We start from the raw sequence: 18,509 nt of genomic DNA, 5'->3' as shown, positions 1-18,509 counted from the left end.
AACTAGATTAATCTAAGTTTTATCGAGTGTAATTGGATGGGCGGTAAAATCGCTGATGAATTGGCTGGGTTTAAGGTCGCTGATGATTTAAAATGCCAAGCTCATAATAGGAGAACACACATCATATGTCGTCTGTGCACAATCCAAATAAAGGCAATGATATCTTAAGTGCAGATATCCCAGCTACTTTGAAACGAATGACCATCCCTATGATTTTCGGCATGATCACTTTGATGATGTTCAATATTGTAGATACTTTTTTTATTAGTATGCTTGGTACTGAACAACTGGCTGCGGTCAGTTTTACTTTTCCGGTTACTTTTACCGTTATTAGTCTTGCTATTGGATTAGGTATTGGCACTTCTGCCGTTATTGCTAAGGCGTTGGGTGCCAACAAAATAGATGAAGCTAAATTTGATGCCACAATCGCATTACTTATATCCGCAGTCTTTGTATTCTCTTTATCGGTTGTCGGTTTTATTTTCATTGAACCTATCTTCAAATTACTTGGTGCTAACCACGAAGTAATGCCCTACATATATGATTATATTTCGATTTGGTTTTTAGGCAGTGTTTTCTTAATTACCCCCATGATAGGAAACTCCGTGTTGCGAGCCAGTGGCGATACCAAAACACCTAGCTTTATTATGGGGTTTGCAGGTCTAATTAACGCATTGCTAGATCCATTACTTATATTTGGCCTTGGTCCAATATCCGGGCTGGGTATAAAAGGAGCTGCAATTGCCAGTGTAATTGCTTGGTCGGTGGCTGTGGCTATTATTTTATATTTGCTAGCAGTAAAAAAACGTTTACTTAGTTTGCATGGTGGTCAGCAGGGAGTGATTAGCGCAAGCCGTAAAATCCTTAAAATAGGTTTTCCCGCTGCAGGTGCAAATATGCTGACTCCGATGGCGATGGCGGTGATGACTGCTATCGTCGCAAGCTATGGTCCTGAGGCCGTTGCCGCATTTGGTGTCGGAAGTCGTATTGAATCGATAGCAAGCTTAGTTGTGTTAGCTTTGTCGATGACTTTACCTCCCTTTGTCAGCCAAAATTTTGGTGCAGGTAAGTACGATAGAGTCCAACAAGCTTATAAACAAACATTAAAATTTGTAATGGTTTGGCAGTTTATTATATACCTCGTTTTATTGCTGTTTTCAGGTGTGATAAGTCGCACATTTGGTAATGAAGCTGAGGTAGTCACGGTGATAGAGCTATTTATTTATATCATGCCGTTAAGCTACGGGTTCCAGGGGGTTATTATTTTATCGAACTCGTCATTTAATGCCTTGCACAAACCAATGAATGCATTGGCACTGAGCGTGGTAAGGTTGTTTATATTTTATGTGCCTTTTGCTTATATTGGCTCATTATTAGGCGATCTTCCCGGTTTATTCATTGGCGCAGCAATAGGTAATTTAATGACAGCATTGGTGGCTTATAATTGGTTTAACCATAGTTTGGCGAGAATGCACGATGCATCAGATAGGGAGTATGCTTGATGAGCGATGAATTTAAGCTGGTATCACATTTTTCACCAAGTGGTGATCAGCCCACAGCAATTGCGCAGCTGTGTGATGGTTTGGAGGCGGGCCTTGCACATCAAACCCTTTTAGGCGCGACGGGTACGGGTAAAACTTTTACTATGGCCAATATCATTAGTAACCTGAATCGCCCAACGATTATCATGGCACACAATAAAACGCTGGCTGCGCAATTGTACGGAGAGATGAAAGAGTTTTTTCCAGACAATGCGGTTGAATACTTTGTTTCTTATTATGATTACTACCAGCCCGAAGCCTATGTGGTTGCCAGTGATACGTTTATCGAAAAAGACGCCTCAATTAATGAGCATATTGAGCAAATGCGTTTGTCGGCAACCAAAGCATTACTTGAACGGCGTGATACCATCATCGTTGCGTCGGTATCCGCTATTTATGGTCTTGGCGATCCAGACTCTTACATGAAGATGATGCTATTGCTCAAGGTTGGGGATACCGTCAACCAACGAGATATGCTGCGTCGTTTGGCTGAATTGCAATATACCCGTAACGATATGGACTTTAGCCGAGGTACATATCGCGTACGCGGAGAAGTGATAGATATCTTTCCTGCTGAATCTGACTCCTATGCTATTCGAGTGGAAATGTTTGATGATGAAATAGAGCGCATCAGTATGTTTGATCCACTCACTGGGGCTGTGGAAAAGCATCTGATACGAGCCACTATCTATCCAAAAACCCACTATGTAACGCCACGAGAGAAGATCCTTGATGCCATTGATAAAATCAAGGTTGAGCTAAAAGCGCGTAGGGCACAGCTACTTGAAAACAACAAGTTAGTTGAAGAACAACGGGTCGCACAACGTACCCAGTATGATATTGAAATGATGACTGAGCTTGGTTATTGCTCTGGTATTGAAAACTACAGTCGCTACTTATCTGGCAGGGCACCGGGCGAGCCACCACCCACCTTGCTGGACTACTTGCCAGATGAAGCCTTAATGATCATTGACGAGTCTCATGTCACTGTGTCGCAAATAGGGGCTATGTATAAAGGTGATAGAAGTCGTAAAGAAAACTTAGTTGAGTATGGTTTTAGATTACCCTCGGCCATGGATAATAGACCATTAAAGTTTGATGAGTTTGAAGCCATCGCGCCGCAAACGATTTATGTATCGGCAACACCTGGTGATTTTGAGCTTGAAAAATCAAACGGTGATGTTGCAGAGCAGGTGATCCGTCCAACTGGGTTGTTAGACCCGATATTAGAAGTACGTCCTGTCGCTACTCAAGTAGATGATTTGCTATCAGAGATTTATTTACGCGTTGAGAAAAAAGAGCGGGTATTGGTTACGACCTTAACCAAGCGCATGGCCGAAGATTTAACCGACTATTTGAATGATCATGATGTAAAAGTGCGTTATTTACACTCAGATATTGATACGGTTGAACGCATGGAAATTATTCGAGACTTACGCAAGGGAGTATTTGATGTGCTAGTGGGCATTAACTTACTGCGTGAAGGCTTGGATATGCCTGAAGTATCGCTCGTCGCAATTTTAGATGCCGACAAAGAAGGCTTTTTGCGCTCAGCGCGCTCGCTTATTCAGACCATTGGTCGTGCCGCACGTCACTTAAATGGTAAAGCCATTTTATATGGTGATGTGATAACGAAGTCGATGCGTAAGGCAATCGATGAAACTGAGCGCCGCCGAGCAATTCAACATGCTTATAACGTAAAGCATGGTATTGAACCGCAAGCCTTAAATAAGAAGATCACCGATGTTATGGATACCGGTGAGGAAGTGTCACAGGCAGATATCGCCAAAGCTAAGCTGCACAGAAAGCCAAAAGAGGCAAAAGCTAATTCTGATCCTAAACAACTCGCTGCGCAAATTAGTGAACTTGAAGCGAAGATGATGCAACATGCTCGTGAGCTCGAGTTTGAGCAAGCGGCAAAAGTACGCGACCAAATTCATGAGTTACAGCAGCAATTGCTAGGGTTATGAGTATTCGCTACTGAGTATGTGTGTTATCGGCTAGATATGTTTTATGAAGGGTAAATAAACTCGGTTTACCCTTCTAGTCTTTTGCTGCGTTAAGCACTGCCAATTAACAGATGAAGGTACACACTTGAGTATAATTATCAGGGCAAGTTTGTGGATCGCCAGTAATCTCTGGTGGAGCCGTCCCAGTCCCACCTGCAATATTATTTGTTTGTTGCTTGCTCAGAGTTTTAGATAGTTTGGTTAAGTTTTCTTTTTTAATTGTAATTTCATATTTATTTTCCTTATTGATTACTTTATGTTCCGATAACTGTCTAACACGATAATTCCTTCAATGTAAAGCGACCGGTTTTGGATACTTCTCTTGGTTCAAATTAAACCACGGGGCACCGCTAAACGGCATCACACTGACTTGCCCATTTCAAAGCCCATTGTTTAAGTATGAGCATACGAAAAACTTTTCAGTTGGTTTGGTACTTGATGACATTGGTAAGGCTGTGGCCAGCGCTATCACGACTGTCATTTCACTATATCCGTTTTACTGCTATGGTATGCGCCTATCTAATTTAGGTACTACTAGGTATAACAATGAAAAACAAAAACTTAGGGATGTTATTCGGTGGGCTATTGGCACTTAGTTTAAGTGCATGTCATCAGCAGGTGATGACACAAGATATCGCGCAGAAATTTGATGCGGACACCGCGTGGTTAGAATTACAAAGCACCTTACAACAGCAATATGCTTATCTTGATAGAGCTGGGGTTGATAAAGATACCTTGTTTGAAGTTTTTGCTCCCAAGCTCATCGTTACACAATCTAAACAAGCATTTGCCGATACTGCACAAATGCTATTACGGCACTTTTACGACCCGCATTTAAATTTAGGTCCTTACAACGCACAAGACTATAGCGTATTTCCAACAGGTTCAGATATATATGTAAATTATCAAAACCAGCAGTTTGTGGTGGTTGATGTAAAAGCTGGATCTGCGGCAGATGTTGCAGGGATCCGTCCCAATATGGAGATCATAGAAATTGACGGTATGCCTATGCACGAAGCAGTTAAGCAGGTGCTTGGGCGCGAGATATCGCAATTACAGCCAGAACAGGTCAACTTTGCTGCAAATGTCAGTTTGGGAGGTTATCGTAATACATCTAGAAAAGTGACAGCCAAGGGCAAAGATGCTGAAAAACACTATCATCTTGCAGCAAGTTATGAGGCGATAAATGCTTTTCGAGATGGTCCCATGATCAGTTTTCGTAAAATAGATAATTTTGGCTACATTCGTTTCAATAATGGGCTAGGTAATAACAAAACGGTTGATGAGTTTAAACAGGCTTTAGCAGCGCTTGCTGATACCAAGGCGTTGATCATTGACTTGCGAAATACGCCAAGTGGCGGAAACACCGGTGTAGCTGAGCCAATTTTAGGTCACTTTGTAACACACAAAACAGCCTATCAACGATACCAAACTCAGCAGGTTGGCCTGCCATATACTCACGCCGAAATGGCAACGGCTTACGTTGAGCCTAGCTTGCCTTATTACGATAAGCCTTTTGTTGTCTTGGCGGGTCACTGGACAGGCAGTATGGGGGAGGGCATGACGATTGGCTTGGATGCAATTGGTGCCAAAACGGTGATTGGTGCGCCAATGGCAGATTTACTCGGTGGTATAAAAACCGTGCAGCTTAAACACAGTGAAACTTGGTTAGAGCTGGGTTTTGAGCGTTTATATCATGTGAACGGCAGCTTTAGAGAAGATTTTGTACCACATATTCGTTTAGATACGGCGGATAAAGATAGCTCAGGCAATGACCCTGCTTTAGCAAAAGCACTATCGGTACTTGATAGAGCTTAGCTCGTAAAATTAACAGTTTCTTTAACCCACTTAATGAGAACATGCCGAGTGAATGTTTCGACTTCACATTCTTGGTAAAACGCAAGCAAGATGTACCTCGTTGATAAATTTATATATCAATAGGCTACAGATTTGTCTGTAGCCTATTGTGAAGCATTTAAGTTCGTATTTTATAGATTGTATCTTATATGCGCTTAATCAGTGCTTTGCCATTCAACCTACGAGAGATAACTAGAAACGCCAATAAACTCATTGTAAAGCTCAATGCTCCAGAACTTGATGATCCAGCTTTATTATTCTCGACTTTGGTGGTTTGCTCTGAGGCTTTATATTGCGCTGTAACCGTAAGGTTTGCGGTGCTATTGCATTTTGAGAGTCGGTATTTTTTATTAAGAGGAAAATGCCAGCATAACGCTGGCATTTTCTTATTCAGTGTTTACAAGTATGACTTAGAACGTCGCTTTGTAGCGTACACCAAATTCGCTAGCGTCATTGCTCTTGATCACTAGGATGTAGTCACCTGTGTTCAAGCGAGCATCATCGTAGCGCTCATCAAAGATGTTACGGCCATACAATGAAATATCCCAGTTTGCATTCATGGGTGAATAGGTGATATCAAAGTTAGTCGTTGTACGTGAGTCAATTTGCGTCATACGACGAGGGTCAGAGCTTGGCTCTCCGTACATGTCGTCGCGGTATGAAATATCCATACGTGCGTTTACGGTAGCGCCACTGCTTAGCTCAAACTCATAAGATGGGCTGATTGATGCCGTCCACTCAGGTGTTAATGGCGCAACTGGTTTAACACCATTTTGCTCTTCTACATCTACATCCATAAAGCCAAAGCTTGAATGTAGTGTAAAGCGGTCAGTGACATAGTAAGTACTTTCAAATTCAACGCCACGCGAGGTTTGCTCGACAATTAAGTTATTAGTATCGAAACCTGCGTCTGTTACCACGTTTACTTGATATGGTAAGTCATCGTATTCAGTATTGAAAAACGCAACACTCATGCTGAAGTCATCTGTTAACTGACCTTTGAAGCCGGTTTCGTAGTTGATTGCACTGATGTTATCGCTCGCCATAAAGGCGTTGTTTGCACGCACGATAGCGGCGGCTTCTGGGTTGTCAAAACCACCTGCACCGAAGAACTGGCCAATTAAGAAGTAAGGGCGAGCAGGGTACTGACCTGACTGATAACCAGTTTGCACTGTGGTGTACCAGTTTAAGCCATTTTCAAAGGTGTAGTTTGCTGCCAGCTCCCATGAAATTTCATCCCAGTCACGGCTTGAGTAAATGGTGCCAACAGGGTCAAATACGTTGGTTGATGCTGATTTTTCATCTTCAGTGTAACGTACACCACCTGAAATACGTAAGTCATCGGTTACATCAACACCTACGTTAACAAAGATTGCTCGACTGGTGGTTTCTTGGTCTAGTTCAAGCTTCGTTGGGCCTCCATCAAAGCTCGCCTCTGATGCATCCTGACGGTTTGAACCTTCTTCGTTGAACCAGTAAACACCAGTTACAAAATCCGCATCGCCTAAGTAACCTGTTAATTGCAATTCAACCGATGTTTGGTCTGCGCTACCGCGCTCAGGGTAGTGATCAAGTGCAGCAGCTGTGCTGTCATCATCAAGACCTGCTTTATATTCAGATGAGCGTTTTGAGAAGATGAACTTAGTACCAAAATCTGGATTAATATCGTACTCAGCAGTCAGTGAAATACCGTTTGCATTGTTAGAAACGGTTGCTGTTTCCATGGTGCTTGTTGCATTGTCGTATGGATCAACAGTTGTGTCTGAGTTGCGCAGACCATTTTGGTATAAACGACCATTAGGTAGCTCATCAATTAATGTGGTGTAAGGACGTGTACCACCTTCACCGTCGTTTGCATCGGCTGTGAATACTAAACGTAGGTCTTCACTGGCGTTATATTTTACAGAGATACGACCGTGGAACTCTTGATTTTCACCCACATCATATTCGGCATTAGGTAGGTTTACAAATTCACCTAAACCGCCACGGCGATTAAAGCCTAAGTTAAAGTTAAACGCTAGGTCTTCTGTGACCGCTTGGTTGGTGAAAATGCTGCCTTTAAGACGACCGCGAGTACCAACTTCAGCGCTTACTTTAGTCACTGCATCTTGATCTGGCTGCTTAGTGATGATGTTGATTGCACCACCAATTGAGTTACGGCCATAAAGTGTGCCTTGAGGACCACGTAATACTTCGATACGTTCAATGTTTGCAAGGTTCCAGTTTTGGCCTACTTGGCGACCAAGGTAAACACCATCAACATAAACGCTCACACCAGGGTCTGTGGTGATCAGGTGATCTTGTAGGCCGATACCACGAATAAATGGGTTTGCAGAAGAGTTATGACCTGCTGAAAAGCCTGTAATATTTAGGTTTGGAACAAATTTGCCCACATCAGTGATATCTGAAATACCTTGTGAGTCTAGGTCATCACCAGAGAATGCACTCATTGCAATCGGCACTTCATAAATAACTTGCGAACGTTTAGTTGCTGTTACTGTGATTGCTTCAATTTTTGACTTTTCGGCTTGTACTTCTTCTGCCATAACAGATGTAGAAGATAAGCTAGTCAATGCTACTGCTAATGCGCCAGCAATAGGGGATAAGTTGCGTACAGTGATGCTCATACTTGTTCCTCAGAAACGGTTAAACTTTTAAATCTCGTGTGTGTTGGTTTCTTGCGATAGACATCGCTGCGAGGTAATCGCTATGCGGGAATCGCCAACCGTGAATACAACTGCTAACCAGATATATTTGTAAAACGCGCGCGCAAAAAAACGCAATCATCCATTGGAGACTGCTGATACTTTTTTATTTTTTACGGCTAATTACAAAAATGAAAGGCCAGCAAAAAGCTGCTATTCGATTGGGAGGGTATTATACATTGGACTTTATAATTTTGGCAATAAAAAACTAGTGAGGTTTTCCTTTTTGGGAGTCATTTTTGAATACATTTTTCACTATTGTACCTTATAAGGGATTTTATTTCCCCAGTATGTCGGGTTATAAAGTGGCTTGGTCGACCTTGTGTATAAACATGCCAAAGCGTTTTAGATTAACTATTTCTTTAATGAGTAAGGTGATGAAGAAAATAGCACCACTACGGCCCATTTAAAGGCTTGTTGGCAGTACACTGCGCTAAGTGCGTATTATGAATTTAAGCGAGGGACCGCCGCCTAACCGGTAAGAAAACTAAACACTCATAACGGCATTACTTCACATCTACCACTTTACTGGCTTTTTTGTAGCGAACTTTGAAGCCAGACCAAGCAGGAAGCTCCCACTTTTTTGGCGCTTCCTTTCTATTGCCGCTGACATGAGTCAGCAAAATACGTTTGCCTGTGAATGAATACTCTACCTGCATAAGTAAGTCGTTAAGCTTTACATGCAACGGGTGTTTTTCTATAAACGGTTCTAGCTGCCAAGGTTCAACTTGTTGATAGAACAAATCTTGTGGCTCAATTAGCTCAATGTCATCTTGCTCTTGGAGTCCCAGTTCAGTGAGCTTGTCTTGCAAATATTGTTTGGCAGTCAGCATTTCAAATGGGGTGTTATTGGCTAGATAGTACAGCTGGTGCTCAGCCAGTGACTGTGTAATTTGTGAGCCTGCAGGAGCAAGCAGCTCTCCTTTTAAAATCAGCGCGATACAGGCATCGATAAAGAGTTGACCTGAGGGCTCCAGCAGCTGTTCATTCAGTTCAAGACCGGCATAGGCATGACTAACTTTTGCCATGATCAGTTCATCTACAAGACATGCATCGATAAAGTGCTGCTCACCAAGACCCAAAGTTGTGACTAAGTTTAAATTTACGGGGGCATTGAGCGTTGCCAACGTCATGGCTTGTTTAGTGCCTTTTCCAGCCAGTGCATACGTATCAAGCACTAGCATGGCTTGGCACTTATCGTTGACTCGAGTTTCTTTAGCTGGCACAACTTCGCTTTTACCATTGCCAAATGCACCACGTCGGTTATTTCGTTTTACAAATAGCCAATCGGGTTTGGCTTTGGCTATCGCTTCAACAAGTTGATTTCTATCATAGCTGGCTGCGTGTTTTCGCTGTGGTAAATCAAATGCGATACGTAACTGGTCGCTAAATTGTTTTGCTTCGTTGAGCGCGTCGGGCTCAGCTTTTACACATTCTAATTGATCTCGTACCAGTGCGATGACCAATTCTAAATCGCAGTGATTGGGTAATTGTTTATTCAGTATGTCTATTTGCTCTGGTGAATTTGGCAATTGATAGACTCGAGCTGGCACACTCAGCACCGCGATCGCATCGACCATAGCTTGTTGTAGCGACTTACTGGGCATGGCGTTGATTAAATACGCCAGTTCGGCATCTACGGGTAAGGGATAAAGCAGTTTGCCAAGGTCGGTCGCACGTAGCTGTTTATCAATGGCTTTTATTTGAGAGAGCTTTTCGATGGCGGCGGCTTTCGATGCCTGCGGTAATGGCTCAATAAATTCTAGGCTATCAACCCCACTGCTTGAACAACCCGCAGCCAGTACCAATTCAACTAGGCTTTCGCGGTGTATTTCTGGTGGCGTGGTATCAATAAGTGGCGCATGTTCACCATACAGGCGAATACACATCCCTGATTGTGTACGGCCCGCGCGACCAAGGCGCTGTTTAGCTGAATCCTTGGCAATGGCTTCAAGGTTAAGTACCGTTTTACCTGCTCTGAGGTGTGTACGCCGCTCCAATCCAGAGTCTATCACGCAGCTTACATTGGGTATCGTCAAGGAAGTTTCTGCGACATTGGTGGCTAATATGATGCGTTGTTGATTTTGCACATTTAATGCGAGACGCTGTTGCTCTGGGTGACAGCCACCATATAAACGCACAACCAGAGCATCAAGGTGTGATAGCTGCCCAGCGGCTGCTTGGATTTCACCTTTACCGGGCAAAAACACCAAAATGTCGCCATCGGTATTGTCTAACGCATATTCACAGGCCTCGCAAATTCGCTCGCTTAAATCATATTTGCTGGGCATCGCGCGTGAGTCATTTGCCATAAAGCGCTCTTTTACTGGATACATTTTGCCATCTGAATGCAGCGCAGTTGCTTGTAAATAGTTAATAATTGGTGTTGTGTTTAGTGTTGCGGAAGTGACGATTAAACGGTGGCGAGCGTGGCTTTTAAGTAACGCTAATAGCAAGTCCATATCCCAGCGGCGTTCGTGAAATTCATCGAGCATCACAACGTGATAGTCACTAAGTTGGTTTTCGAAATACCAGCGTAGTGCTACACCCGGTGTGGCAAATACCACTTGGGTGTTTTCATCAAAATGATGCTCAAAGCGAATTGCATAACCAATTTTTCCGCCCATTTTTTGTTGTGCTTGAGAGGCTAAATATTCAGCCAAAGATGTACAAGCAATGCGTCTTGGCTCAATCACTAGCACCTTACCTAGGTCATTTGCCCATAAGGGTAAACAGGTTGACTTACCGGAGCCAGTTGCTGCACTTACCACAACATGGTTGTGTGCAAGCTGAGTTAAAAATTCAGGTTTGATGGCTTCAATCGGTAATGTCATAACTCAAATACGTTTGCAGAAAATAGGAGGTAAATATTATCAAAGCTGTATTGAAAATACCGCAGTTTGTACCAACTATGTTTAAAAAGATGAATAAGTAAACAATGATGATTAATGTATTTTTAATGCTCGCGCTGTTGGTGTTTGTGGTTGTGTATTGGCGCTGGCAAACCATCCAAAACGCGTTTTGGCAAAAGAAGTATCAAGCACAAAGTTTGTCGCATATGGATAGACAAGTGCTGTTGAAATACATGCCAATTTACCGAGCGATGACAGATGCCGACCGCGAAGCATTAGAAAGACACATCGTGTGGTTTTTGGGAGAAAAGCGTATTTTAGGCCGAGATGGTCTTAAAACAAATCGTGCGATGGAGCTCATTGTTGCGGCAGATGCATGCTTGTTGGTGCTCAAACAAGCATGGCCTTTGTATCCAAACGTGAAAGAGGTTTTACTGTATCCCAGTAGTTACTACGCGCCCCAAACAAGCACCGACAACGCGGGCCTTGTGAATTATCACACTTCCATCCGCCAAGGAGAGTCATGGCCCGGTGGTACGTTAGTTTTGAGTTGGCATGATGTACTTGAAGGCAACCGCTTGCCAGGGGATGGTCATAACCTGGTATTTCATGAGTTTGCTCATCAGCTAGATCAACAAACAGGGCAAACAAACGGCACACCGCAATTAGCCACTAAACAGGAGTATGCAGACTGGGCACGGGTATTTAGCCGAGCATATGCAAATTTAAAAAGCCATGTGGCGTATCAAATGCCCCATGTGATGCACAGCTATGGGGCGACCAACGAAGCAGAATTTTTTGCTGTATTGACCGAAACGTTTATTGAAAAACCAGCGGCGCTAAAAAGTTATGACCCTGAGCTCTATCGCTTGTTGATGCGCTATTTTCAATTTGACCCCATTGATTGGCAGCGTCATTAGCCACTCAACTGCGTAACAGCCGCAAAAATCTGTATTTGATGGCATTTTACTGGCAACTTTAGCCGTTTTTTGCTGTGATGGTGCAAATTTTAGTTGAGAGTATAACAATGAAGAAAAAACAGTTTTATAGCGCACTGTCGCTCTCTATTGCATTAGCGCTCGGTAGCGCCCAAGCTGAAGAAGCCAAATCAGAAAAATGGAATGTGGATGCACCGCAAGGTGAATTTTTAGACGCAAACATCTCTGTAACACAAGGTACTTGGATGAATGTGGATATCAGCCCAGACGGTCAAACTTTGGTATTTGACCTGCTAGGTGATATCTACACCATGCCAATTTCAGGTGGTGAAGCTAAACAGCTCACTTCTGACATTGGCTGGCAGATGCAGCCTCGCTTTAGCCCTGACGGGCAATACATTGCATTTACTTCAGACCAAGGCGGCGGTGATAATATTTGGGTGATGAAAACCGACGGTTCTGAGCAAACAGCGGTAACCAACGAAACGTTTCGTTTGCTAAACAGCCCTGCATGGAGCCCTGACGGTGACTATCTTGTAGCGCGTAAGCACTTTACGGGTACGCGTTCACTAGGTGCTGGTGAAGTATGGATGTATCACAAATCGGGCGGTACAGGTTTTCAGCTGACCAAGCGTGATAACGACCAAAAAGATCTAGGGGAACCGGCATTTTCACCTGATGGCCGTTATGTTTACTTCTCTCAAGATGCCACACCGGGTAAAACTTTTCACTATTCGAAAGACTCTGTAGCAGGTATCTACAAGATCAAGCGATTTGACAGAGAAACGGGTGAAATCAAAGTGATTTTATCAGGGATGGGCGGCGCAATTCGTCCAACTCCGTCACCAGATGGCAAAACACTGGCTTACGTAAAGCGTGATGATTTCCAATCAAGCTTGTACTTATATGACTTAGAGTCAGGCAAAGAAACCAAACTATATGGCAACCTTGAACGTGATATGCAAGAAACATGGGCAATTCACGGCGTGTATCCAACAATTGCTTGGACACCAGATAACAAGAGCCTAGTTTTTTGGGCCGGTGGTAAAATTCACAAGCTAGCGGTTGCAGATAAAGCCATTGAAACCATTGAGTTTACAGTTAAAACCACGAAGAAAATTCAAAAAGCACTGCGTTTTGCACAAAATATCGATCAAGATCAATTTGATGTGAAAATGCTGCGTAACGTGCAGGTATCACCCAATGGTGAAACGGCTGTGTTTGAAGCCATGGGTCATATTTACGCACGCGATTTAGAGTCGGGTAAAGTGAAGCGTTTAACTAAACAAAACGATCATTTTGAGTTTTTCCCGCAATTCTCTCGTGATGGCAAAAAGATTGTTTATACCACATGGGATGACAATGAGCAGGGCAGTGTACGAGTGATTTCTGCCAGTGGCGGTAAAGGCAAAGTGATCACGAAAGAGCCGGGTAAATACGTTGAACCTACCTTTAGCCCTGATGGTAAAACCGTGGTGTATCGTAAAACTCGTGGTGGCTCAATTTTAAACCCACAGTGGTCTTTGAACCCAGGGCTTTATCAGGTATCGAGCAATGGTGGTGAACCTGAACTTATCAGCGAAGATGGTTATCAAGCGCAATTTGCTGATAGCAATGACACGCTATACATGATGGGATATGGCAAACACCCTGAGCTGCACTCAATTGAACTTAAGACCAAGAAGTCTCGTGTTTTGTATGAAGCGAAACATGCAACTGAATTTAGAGTATCGCCAAACGGTAAATATCTTGCCTTTGCTGAGCGTTTTAAAGTGTTTGTGACGCCATTTGTACAAACAGGCAAAACCATTTCTATTTCTCCAACCGACAAACAGTTCCCTGTTGAGCAGCTTTCGGTTCGCGCAGGCGAAAACATTAGCTGGAGCACCAAGGGTGACAAGCTTTATTGGAGCTTAGGGCCTGAGCTTTATCATGCAAGTCTTGATGGTATGTTTGATATCAAACAAGATAAAGAGGCTGACTTTAAAGTTAAAAGCGGCACCGACATCGGCTTTAAGCAAGATATGGCGCAGCCTAAAGGCATGATAGCTCTAACTGGCGCTAAAATTGTTACAATGCAAGGTGATAAAGTCATCGAAAACGGCGTTGTTTTAACCGACGGAAAGCACATTAAAGCCGTGGGTAGTGTAGCGCAAGTAACTGTGCCCAAAGGCGCTAAAGTGATTGATGTTGCAGGTAAAACGATTATCCCAGGGATTGTAGATGCGCACGCTCATGGCTCACAAGCCAGTGATGAAATTGTTCCTGAGCAAAACTGGAAAAATCTAGCAGGTCTGTCTTTAGGTGTGACTACCATTCACGACCCATCTAATGATACTACGGAGATCTTCGCAGCCAGCGAGATGCAAAAAGCAGGTAAGATTGTTGGCCCTCGTATCTTCTCTACAGGTACTATTTTATATGGTGCCAATGTACCGGGTTATACAGCACATATTGACTCGTTAGATGATGCCAAATTCCACATTGAGCGTTTACAGAAAGTGGGCGCATTTAGTGTTAAGTCATATAACCAACCGCGTCGCGAGCAGCGTCAACAAGTTGTAGAAGCGGCTCGAGAGCTAGGCATGATGGTTGTGCCAGAAGGTGGCTCACTACTGCAACACAACTTAACCATGGTTGTCGATGGGCATACGGGGGTTGAGCACTCAATTCCGGTGGCAAACATTTATGATGACGTGAAACAGCTTTGGTCACAAAGTGAAGTCGGTTACACACCAACACTTGGCGTGGCATATGGCGGTATTTGGGGTGAAAACTACTGGTACGATAAAACGGATGTGTGGAACCACCCACGCTTAAGTAAGTTTGTGCCTAAAAATCAATTGTTACCTCGCTCTATGCGTCGTATTAAATCACCAGATCATCACTACAACCACTTTAATAACGCCAGAGTGGCTAAAGAGCTACAAGAGCTAGGTGTTTTAGTTAACCTAGGTGCCCATGGTCAGCGTGAAGGCTTAGCTGCTCACTGGGAGATTTGGATGTTTGCACAAGGCGGCATGACACCACTTGAAGCATTGCGTGCTGCCACGCTAGACCCAGCAAAGTATGTTGGTTTAGACCAGCATATCGGCTCAATTGAAGCGGGTAAGCTTGCTGACTTGGTGGTGATTGACGGCGACCCACTGAAAAACATTCGTGACACAGATAAAGTAACTTACACCATGATCAATGGTCGTTTGTTTGATGCAGCAACTATGAATGAAGTAGGCAAAAAAGAGCGCGATAAACTGTTTTTTGAATAATCATTTAAATGACAAAAAGCGTTTAAAACCCTGACCTTCGTCATCCTGATGTAGGTCAGGGTGTAGCGAACACAAAGACATAAAAAGGCTGCAACGTTCGTTGTGGCCTTTTTTATTAATAGAGCTGTGATTTGTTTGATGTTCTCATTTATTCCAAGGCTTTTGGGAGTGAAGAACAGACATTTAAAAAGTAGACTTAAAAGCAAGTTATGCGCGTCAAGTCATGTCATGCATTTTCAATTCAGTAAATTCTTGGTTATAGGTCATAAAACTCATTGTATTCTCTACATCTATGTCTAACTTATTAATAATCAGATTATCAAAATCGTATATTGACTATTTGGTTAATAAAACGGGGAATTATTAATCTAATCCAATAGTGATTGAGTCTGTAGTGGTCGATGCTTTAGGTTCTTCAAAATCATTTCAATTACCAGTTCAAGGAGTGAACAACTCTAGTGGCATAAACAGTCTAGAGGTATACAGTTTAGCCATAACGAACAAAGTAGGTAGTCAAACTAAAGGGTTTAGCTTTTTAAGCAAATCGTCAGAAATTGCATCAACAAGTTCCTCATAAGACGAATAATTGTCTGGATTTAAATTACCTGCTGATTGCATTATGAATTGAGGAGATATAAATAAGTAGGTTCGTTTTTTGTACGCCCAATCTCTAACAATCCCCTTCTCCTTTCGACGTGATTGTTGAGTACTCCCAATATCTAAAATATCGATATCTGCGCCATCAGACTTCGCTTTTACGGTCGAGTCTTGAGTATTTGCAACTCCGCTCTTAGGTTCAATAGTTACTAAAACTACACTTGTTGTAGGTACGCCACAAAGCAATTCGCAAACAAAGAAGACTTGTCCTCCTCTACACATTTTATTCGAATCAGGGTCGAGCTCTGCACCATCAGCTACTTCATGTTGTTTACGCATACCACTAAACATACCTCGAGTAAAAGATAACGTTCGTCTATCAAATTCACGATTCAGAATATGCTCTACAAAATTTTGACCAAGCTTTTCACCTATATGTGGGCTCCTAAAAACGCCCACTTCTTTAGAGGTCTCAACAAACAGCCCAGAACTTGCAAATACGTTTTTTATCGCTTGGTAGTTATAAGTTGAAAAAGGTTTATTAGTCACAGGGTTTATTGTTTGACTAAGCGCCTTGGTCATTGCTGCGAAAAAAACAGTGACATTATTAAAAGCGCTACGAATATCCTCTTCAAAACCTGTAACACTTTTCTCTGTTGTGCAAATTAGTATGTTGCCAGTTTCATTAAATAAATAATATTTTTTATTTGGTAAATATAGTTTTTCAGAGTCGCTATGAGGTAGTGTTCCACCAAAAATAACCTTAAGCCCCAGCCACAATCTTTTGAACATAAAGCGCCCTTAAATAGAGGTAATTATTAATCAAGTATGGTGTTGGCTACATCCTTTACTCACCTTGTGGCGTTTTTACTGCTTCTCTTAGCGATTCAACAAGTTTGTCAAACTCCTCACTTTCCATAGCTTCATTTAATACACCTGCTTGTTTGATGAATTCAGGAGGAACAAACATATAAACTTGTTTTACTATATCTACTTTAATTGTCTTCTTATGTGCCTTAAAACAAACAGAAGCTTCAAACGCATCAGATGCGTCTTGAGAGTCAATCTTAAAAACTATCGGAGTAATCGAGATAGCTCCAAGCAAATACTCACAGACAAAAATAATAGTGCCTACTTCTTGCTCTCTCGTTTGGGAAGTGGAGGAAACCTCAATTCCATTTGCTTCTTTGCCAATTGCCCCAACCATGCTCATGAGTGACTTACCAATTGCACCTAAGTTTCCACTTAAACCAAATAGCGTTTGAACAAGTTGATTGCCTAATTTAACCCCCCAAGCTTGACTGGTAAAACGCACATTGCTATCTGTTACCTTTATAAAAAGGCCTGATGTGGAGACAACATTATTTATTGCCATGTAATCAAATAATGACTTCTCTTCTTCAGCCATTGCTTTTGTCATAGCAGCAAAAAAGACACTGACTTGCCCAAAGGCCGTTTTAGCTTCTTCAGATATCGTCGAATCACCATCAGCGCCTCCATTGAGTGTCGTGGCGACAAATAAATTACCTGTTGCATTCACTACAAACTCTTTTGTCGCTGGAACTTCATTTACACCACTTGATGCAAACTTTTGGCGAAACTCAGAGTTAGCTTCAATAAATTCATTTCCAAAATCAGACATATATTTTCTCCTTTCTACGTATATTGGTGACGTCTTTATTCGACACTAATGCTCAATACCACCAGTGCATTTATCCGCTGTGAAATACGCTGCATCAGATGGAAGTTTGCCAGCTTGCCTAATAGATAGCAGTTTTAGTTTGTATGATGCATCTTCATACTTAAAAGTAACTTCTGAACCAACTGAAATAGTTCCATCCTCTATGAGTTTGATACCCGAATCTCGACTTAAACTTGAAGTGTTGATGATATATTTTGCAGTGCTCGATTCTTCATCTAACTCTGTTGGCCAGATATATATTCCTTTATCAATTGTTAATTTGTAGTGGCGCCCAAGCCAATCTCTAGGTTTAACCCAGCTTACCGGTAAAGTTAATTCACATTGAACTGACGCCTTTTCTAATTCGTTCTGGATGAACTTTGAACTTCTTTCAGTTTCCTTTCTTGCTTCTTGAGTGTCACTGGCTTGTTTTTCGTAGACCTTAACATTTTCTTCCATGGTAGAAATTCTGGAGGCTAAGCTTTCTTTCTCTGATAAGCATTGCTGGCTATCACTTTTTGCCTTTTTTTCTTTTTCAATTAATTCACGGTATTGCTTAATAAATGCCGTTTGCTTTTCTTCAAGGACAGCGTATTGAACCTGTAGGTTGTTGTTTTCTAACTCAAGTTTTTTTACAGCACTTAAAAGAGCATCTCGTTTACTGGTCAGTTTTTTGTTTTCTGCATCAAGCTCTTGCTGTTTTTGACTTATTTTGAGTACCGCAATGTTATTTCTGATTGCTTGCTCTTCAAATTTAGCTGATAGAATAGGTTGCAAATAAACAATTAACCACGCGGCAACGAGCCCAGCTGCAACTACTCCACCAACGATAGCTTGGAGGCATGTTTTCAATGTTGTTTTTTCGGATTTCAGAGTCCCTTCACTCTTTTCCATATTCATCCAATCCTTTTGTCACTCATGGTATGTTTAAGTAAATACTAGAAAGTTACATTTAGTTCATTTTTTTGGGTTTCGCCAGAGTATTAGTTAGATTTTTCTTAGAATGCCGTGTACATAGTCCAGCTTAAGACGATTAATATGGTTTTATACAATTTTTTAACGC

General features: G+C 42.2%; 10 protein-coding genes. 5 read left to right on the top strand and 5 right to left on the bottom strand.

Features of this window, described 5'->3' with window-relative positions:
• The first annotated feature begins 125 nt into the window (after positions 1-125).
• From HG263_RS20235 to HG263_RS20225, 3 genes are all read left to right on the top strand, one after another.
• Complete coding sequence (locus HG263_RS20235) at positions 126-1,502, top strand: MATE family efflux transporter (RefSeq protein ID WP_171627895.1); 1,377 nt, start codon at positions 126-128, stop codon at positions 1,500-1,502.
• Positions 1,502-3,511: an excinuclease ABC subunit UvrB gene (gene uvrB / locus HG263_RS20230; protein WP_171627894.1), complete on the top strand. Its 2,010-nt coding sequence runs from the start codon at positions 1,502-1,504 to the stop codon at positions 3,509-3,511. The genes HG263_RS20235 and uvrB overlap by 1 nt, the downstream gene beginning before the upstream one ends.
• A 585-nt stretch (positions 3,512-4,096) precedes the next feature.
• Positions 4,097-5,368, top strand: coding sequence for a S41 family peptidase (locus tag HG263_RS20225; protein WP_246240047.1), 1,272 nt, complete (start codon positions 4,097-4,099; stop codon positions 5,366-5,368).
• Between the two features lie 449 nt (positions 5,369-5,817).
• Here HG263_RS20225 and HG263_RS20220 read toward each other — a convergent pair whose 3' ends face one another.
• Both HG263_RS20220 and HG263_RS20215 read right to left on the bottom strand, forming a co-directional pair.
• Positions 5,818-8,034 (bottom strand): TonB-dependent receptor, encoded by a 2,217-nt coding sequence (locus tag HG263_RS20220; RefSeq protein ID WP_171627893.1) that lies wholly within the window; start codon positions 8,032-8,034, stop codon positions 5,818-5,820.
• 584 nt (positions 8,035-8,618) lie between these two features.
• On the bottom strand, positions 8,619-10,946 hold the full coding sequence (locus tag HG263_RS20215) for a helicase-related protein (RefSeq protein ID WP_171627892.1): 2,328 nt from the start codon (positions 10,944-10,946) through the stop codon (positions 8,619-8,621).
• A gap of 107 nt (positions 10,947-11,053) precedes the next feature.
• Between HG263_RS20215 and HG263_RS20210 the strand changes: the two genes are divergently transcribed.
• Positions 11,054-11,884: a M90 family metallopeptidase gene (locus tag HG263_RS20210; protein WP_171627929.1), complete on the top strand. Its 831-nt coding sequence runs from the start codon at positions 11,054-11,056 to the stop codon at positions 11,882-11,884.
• A 107-nt stretch (positions 11,885-11,991) separates the two neighbouring features.
• The gene (locus tag HG263_RS20205; RefSeq protein ID WP_246240046.1) at positions 11,992-15,168 is read left to right on the top strand and encodes an amidohydrolase family protein; all 3,177 of its coding nucleotides are present in this window, start codon (positions 11,992-11,994) and stop codon (positions 15,166-15,168) included.
• A 513-nt stretch (positions 15,169-15,681) separates the two neighbouring features.
• Here the strand turns inward: HG263_RS20205 and HG263_RS20200 are convergent.
• From HG263_RS20200 to HG263_RS20190, 3 genes are read right to left on the bottom strand one after another with little or no spacing between them, the layout of a single operon-like run.
• Positions 15,682-16,557: a hypothetical protein gene (locus HG263_RS20200; RefSeq protein ID WP_171627891.1), complete on the bottom strand. Its 876-nt coding sequence runs from the start codon at positions 16,555-16,557 to the stop codon at positions 15,682-15,684.
• Between the two features lie 55 nt (positions 16,558-16,612).
• Positions 16,613-17,407 carry a hypothetical protein gene (locus HG263_RS20195; protein WP_171627890.1) on the bottom strand — a complete coding sequence of 265 codons (795 nt, stop codon included), beginning with the start codon at positions 17,405-17,407 and terminating at the stop codon, positions 16,613-16,615.
• Between the two features lie 45 nt (positions 17,408-17,452).
• A complete protein-coding gene (locus tag HG263_RS20190; RefSeq protein WP_171627889.1) occupies positions 17,453-18,340 on the bottom strand; it encodes a hypothetical protein in 888 nt (295 codons plus the stop codon).
• Between the last annotated feature and the right edge of the window lie 169 nt (positions 18,341-18,509).

The organism is Pseudoalteromonas caenipelagi, from assembly GCF_013140855.1.
Lineage (GTDB): Bacteria > Pseudomonadota > Gammaproteobacteria > Enterobacterales > Alteromonadaceae > Pseudoalteromonas > Pseudoalteromonas caenipelagi.
This window is presented reverse-complemented; position numbering and strand designations above follow the sequence as displayed.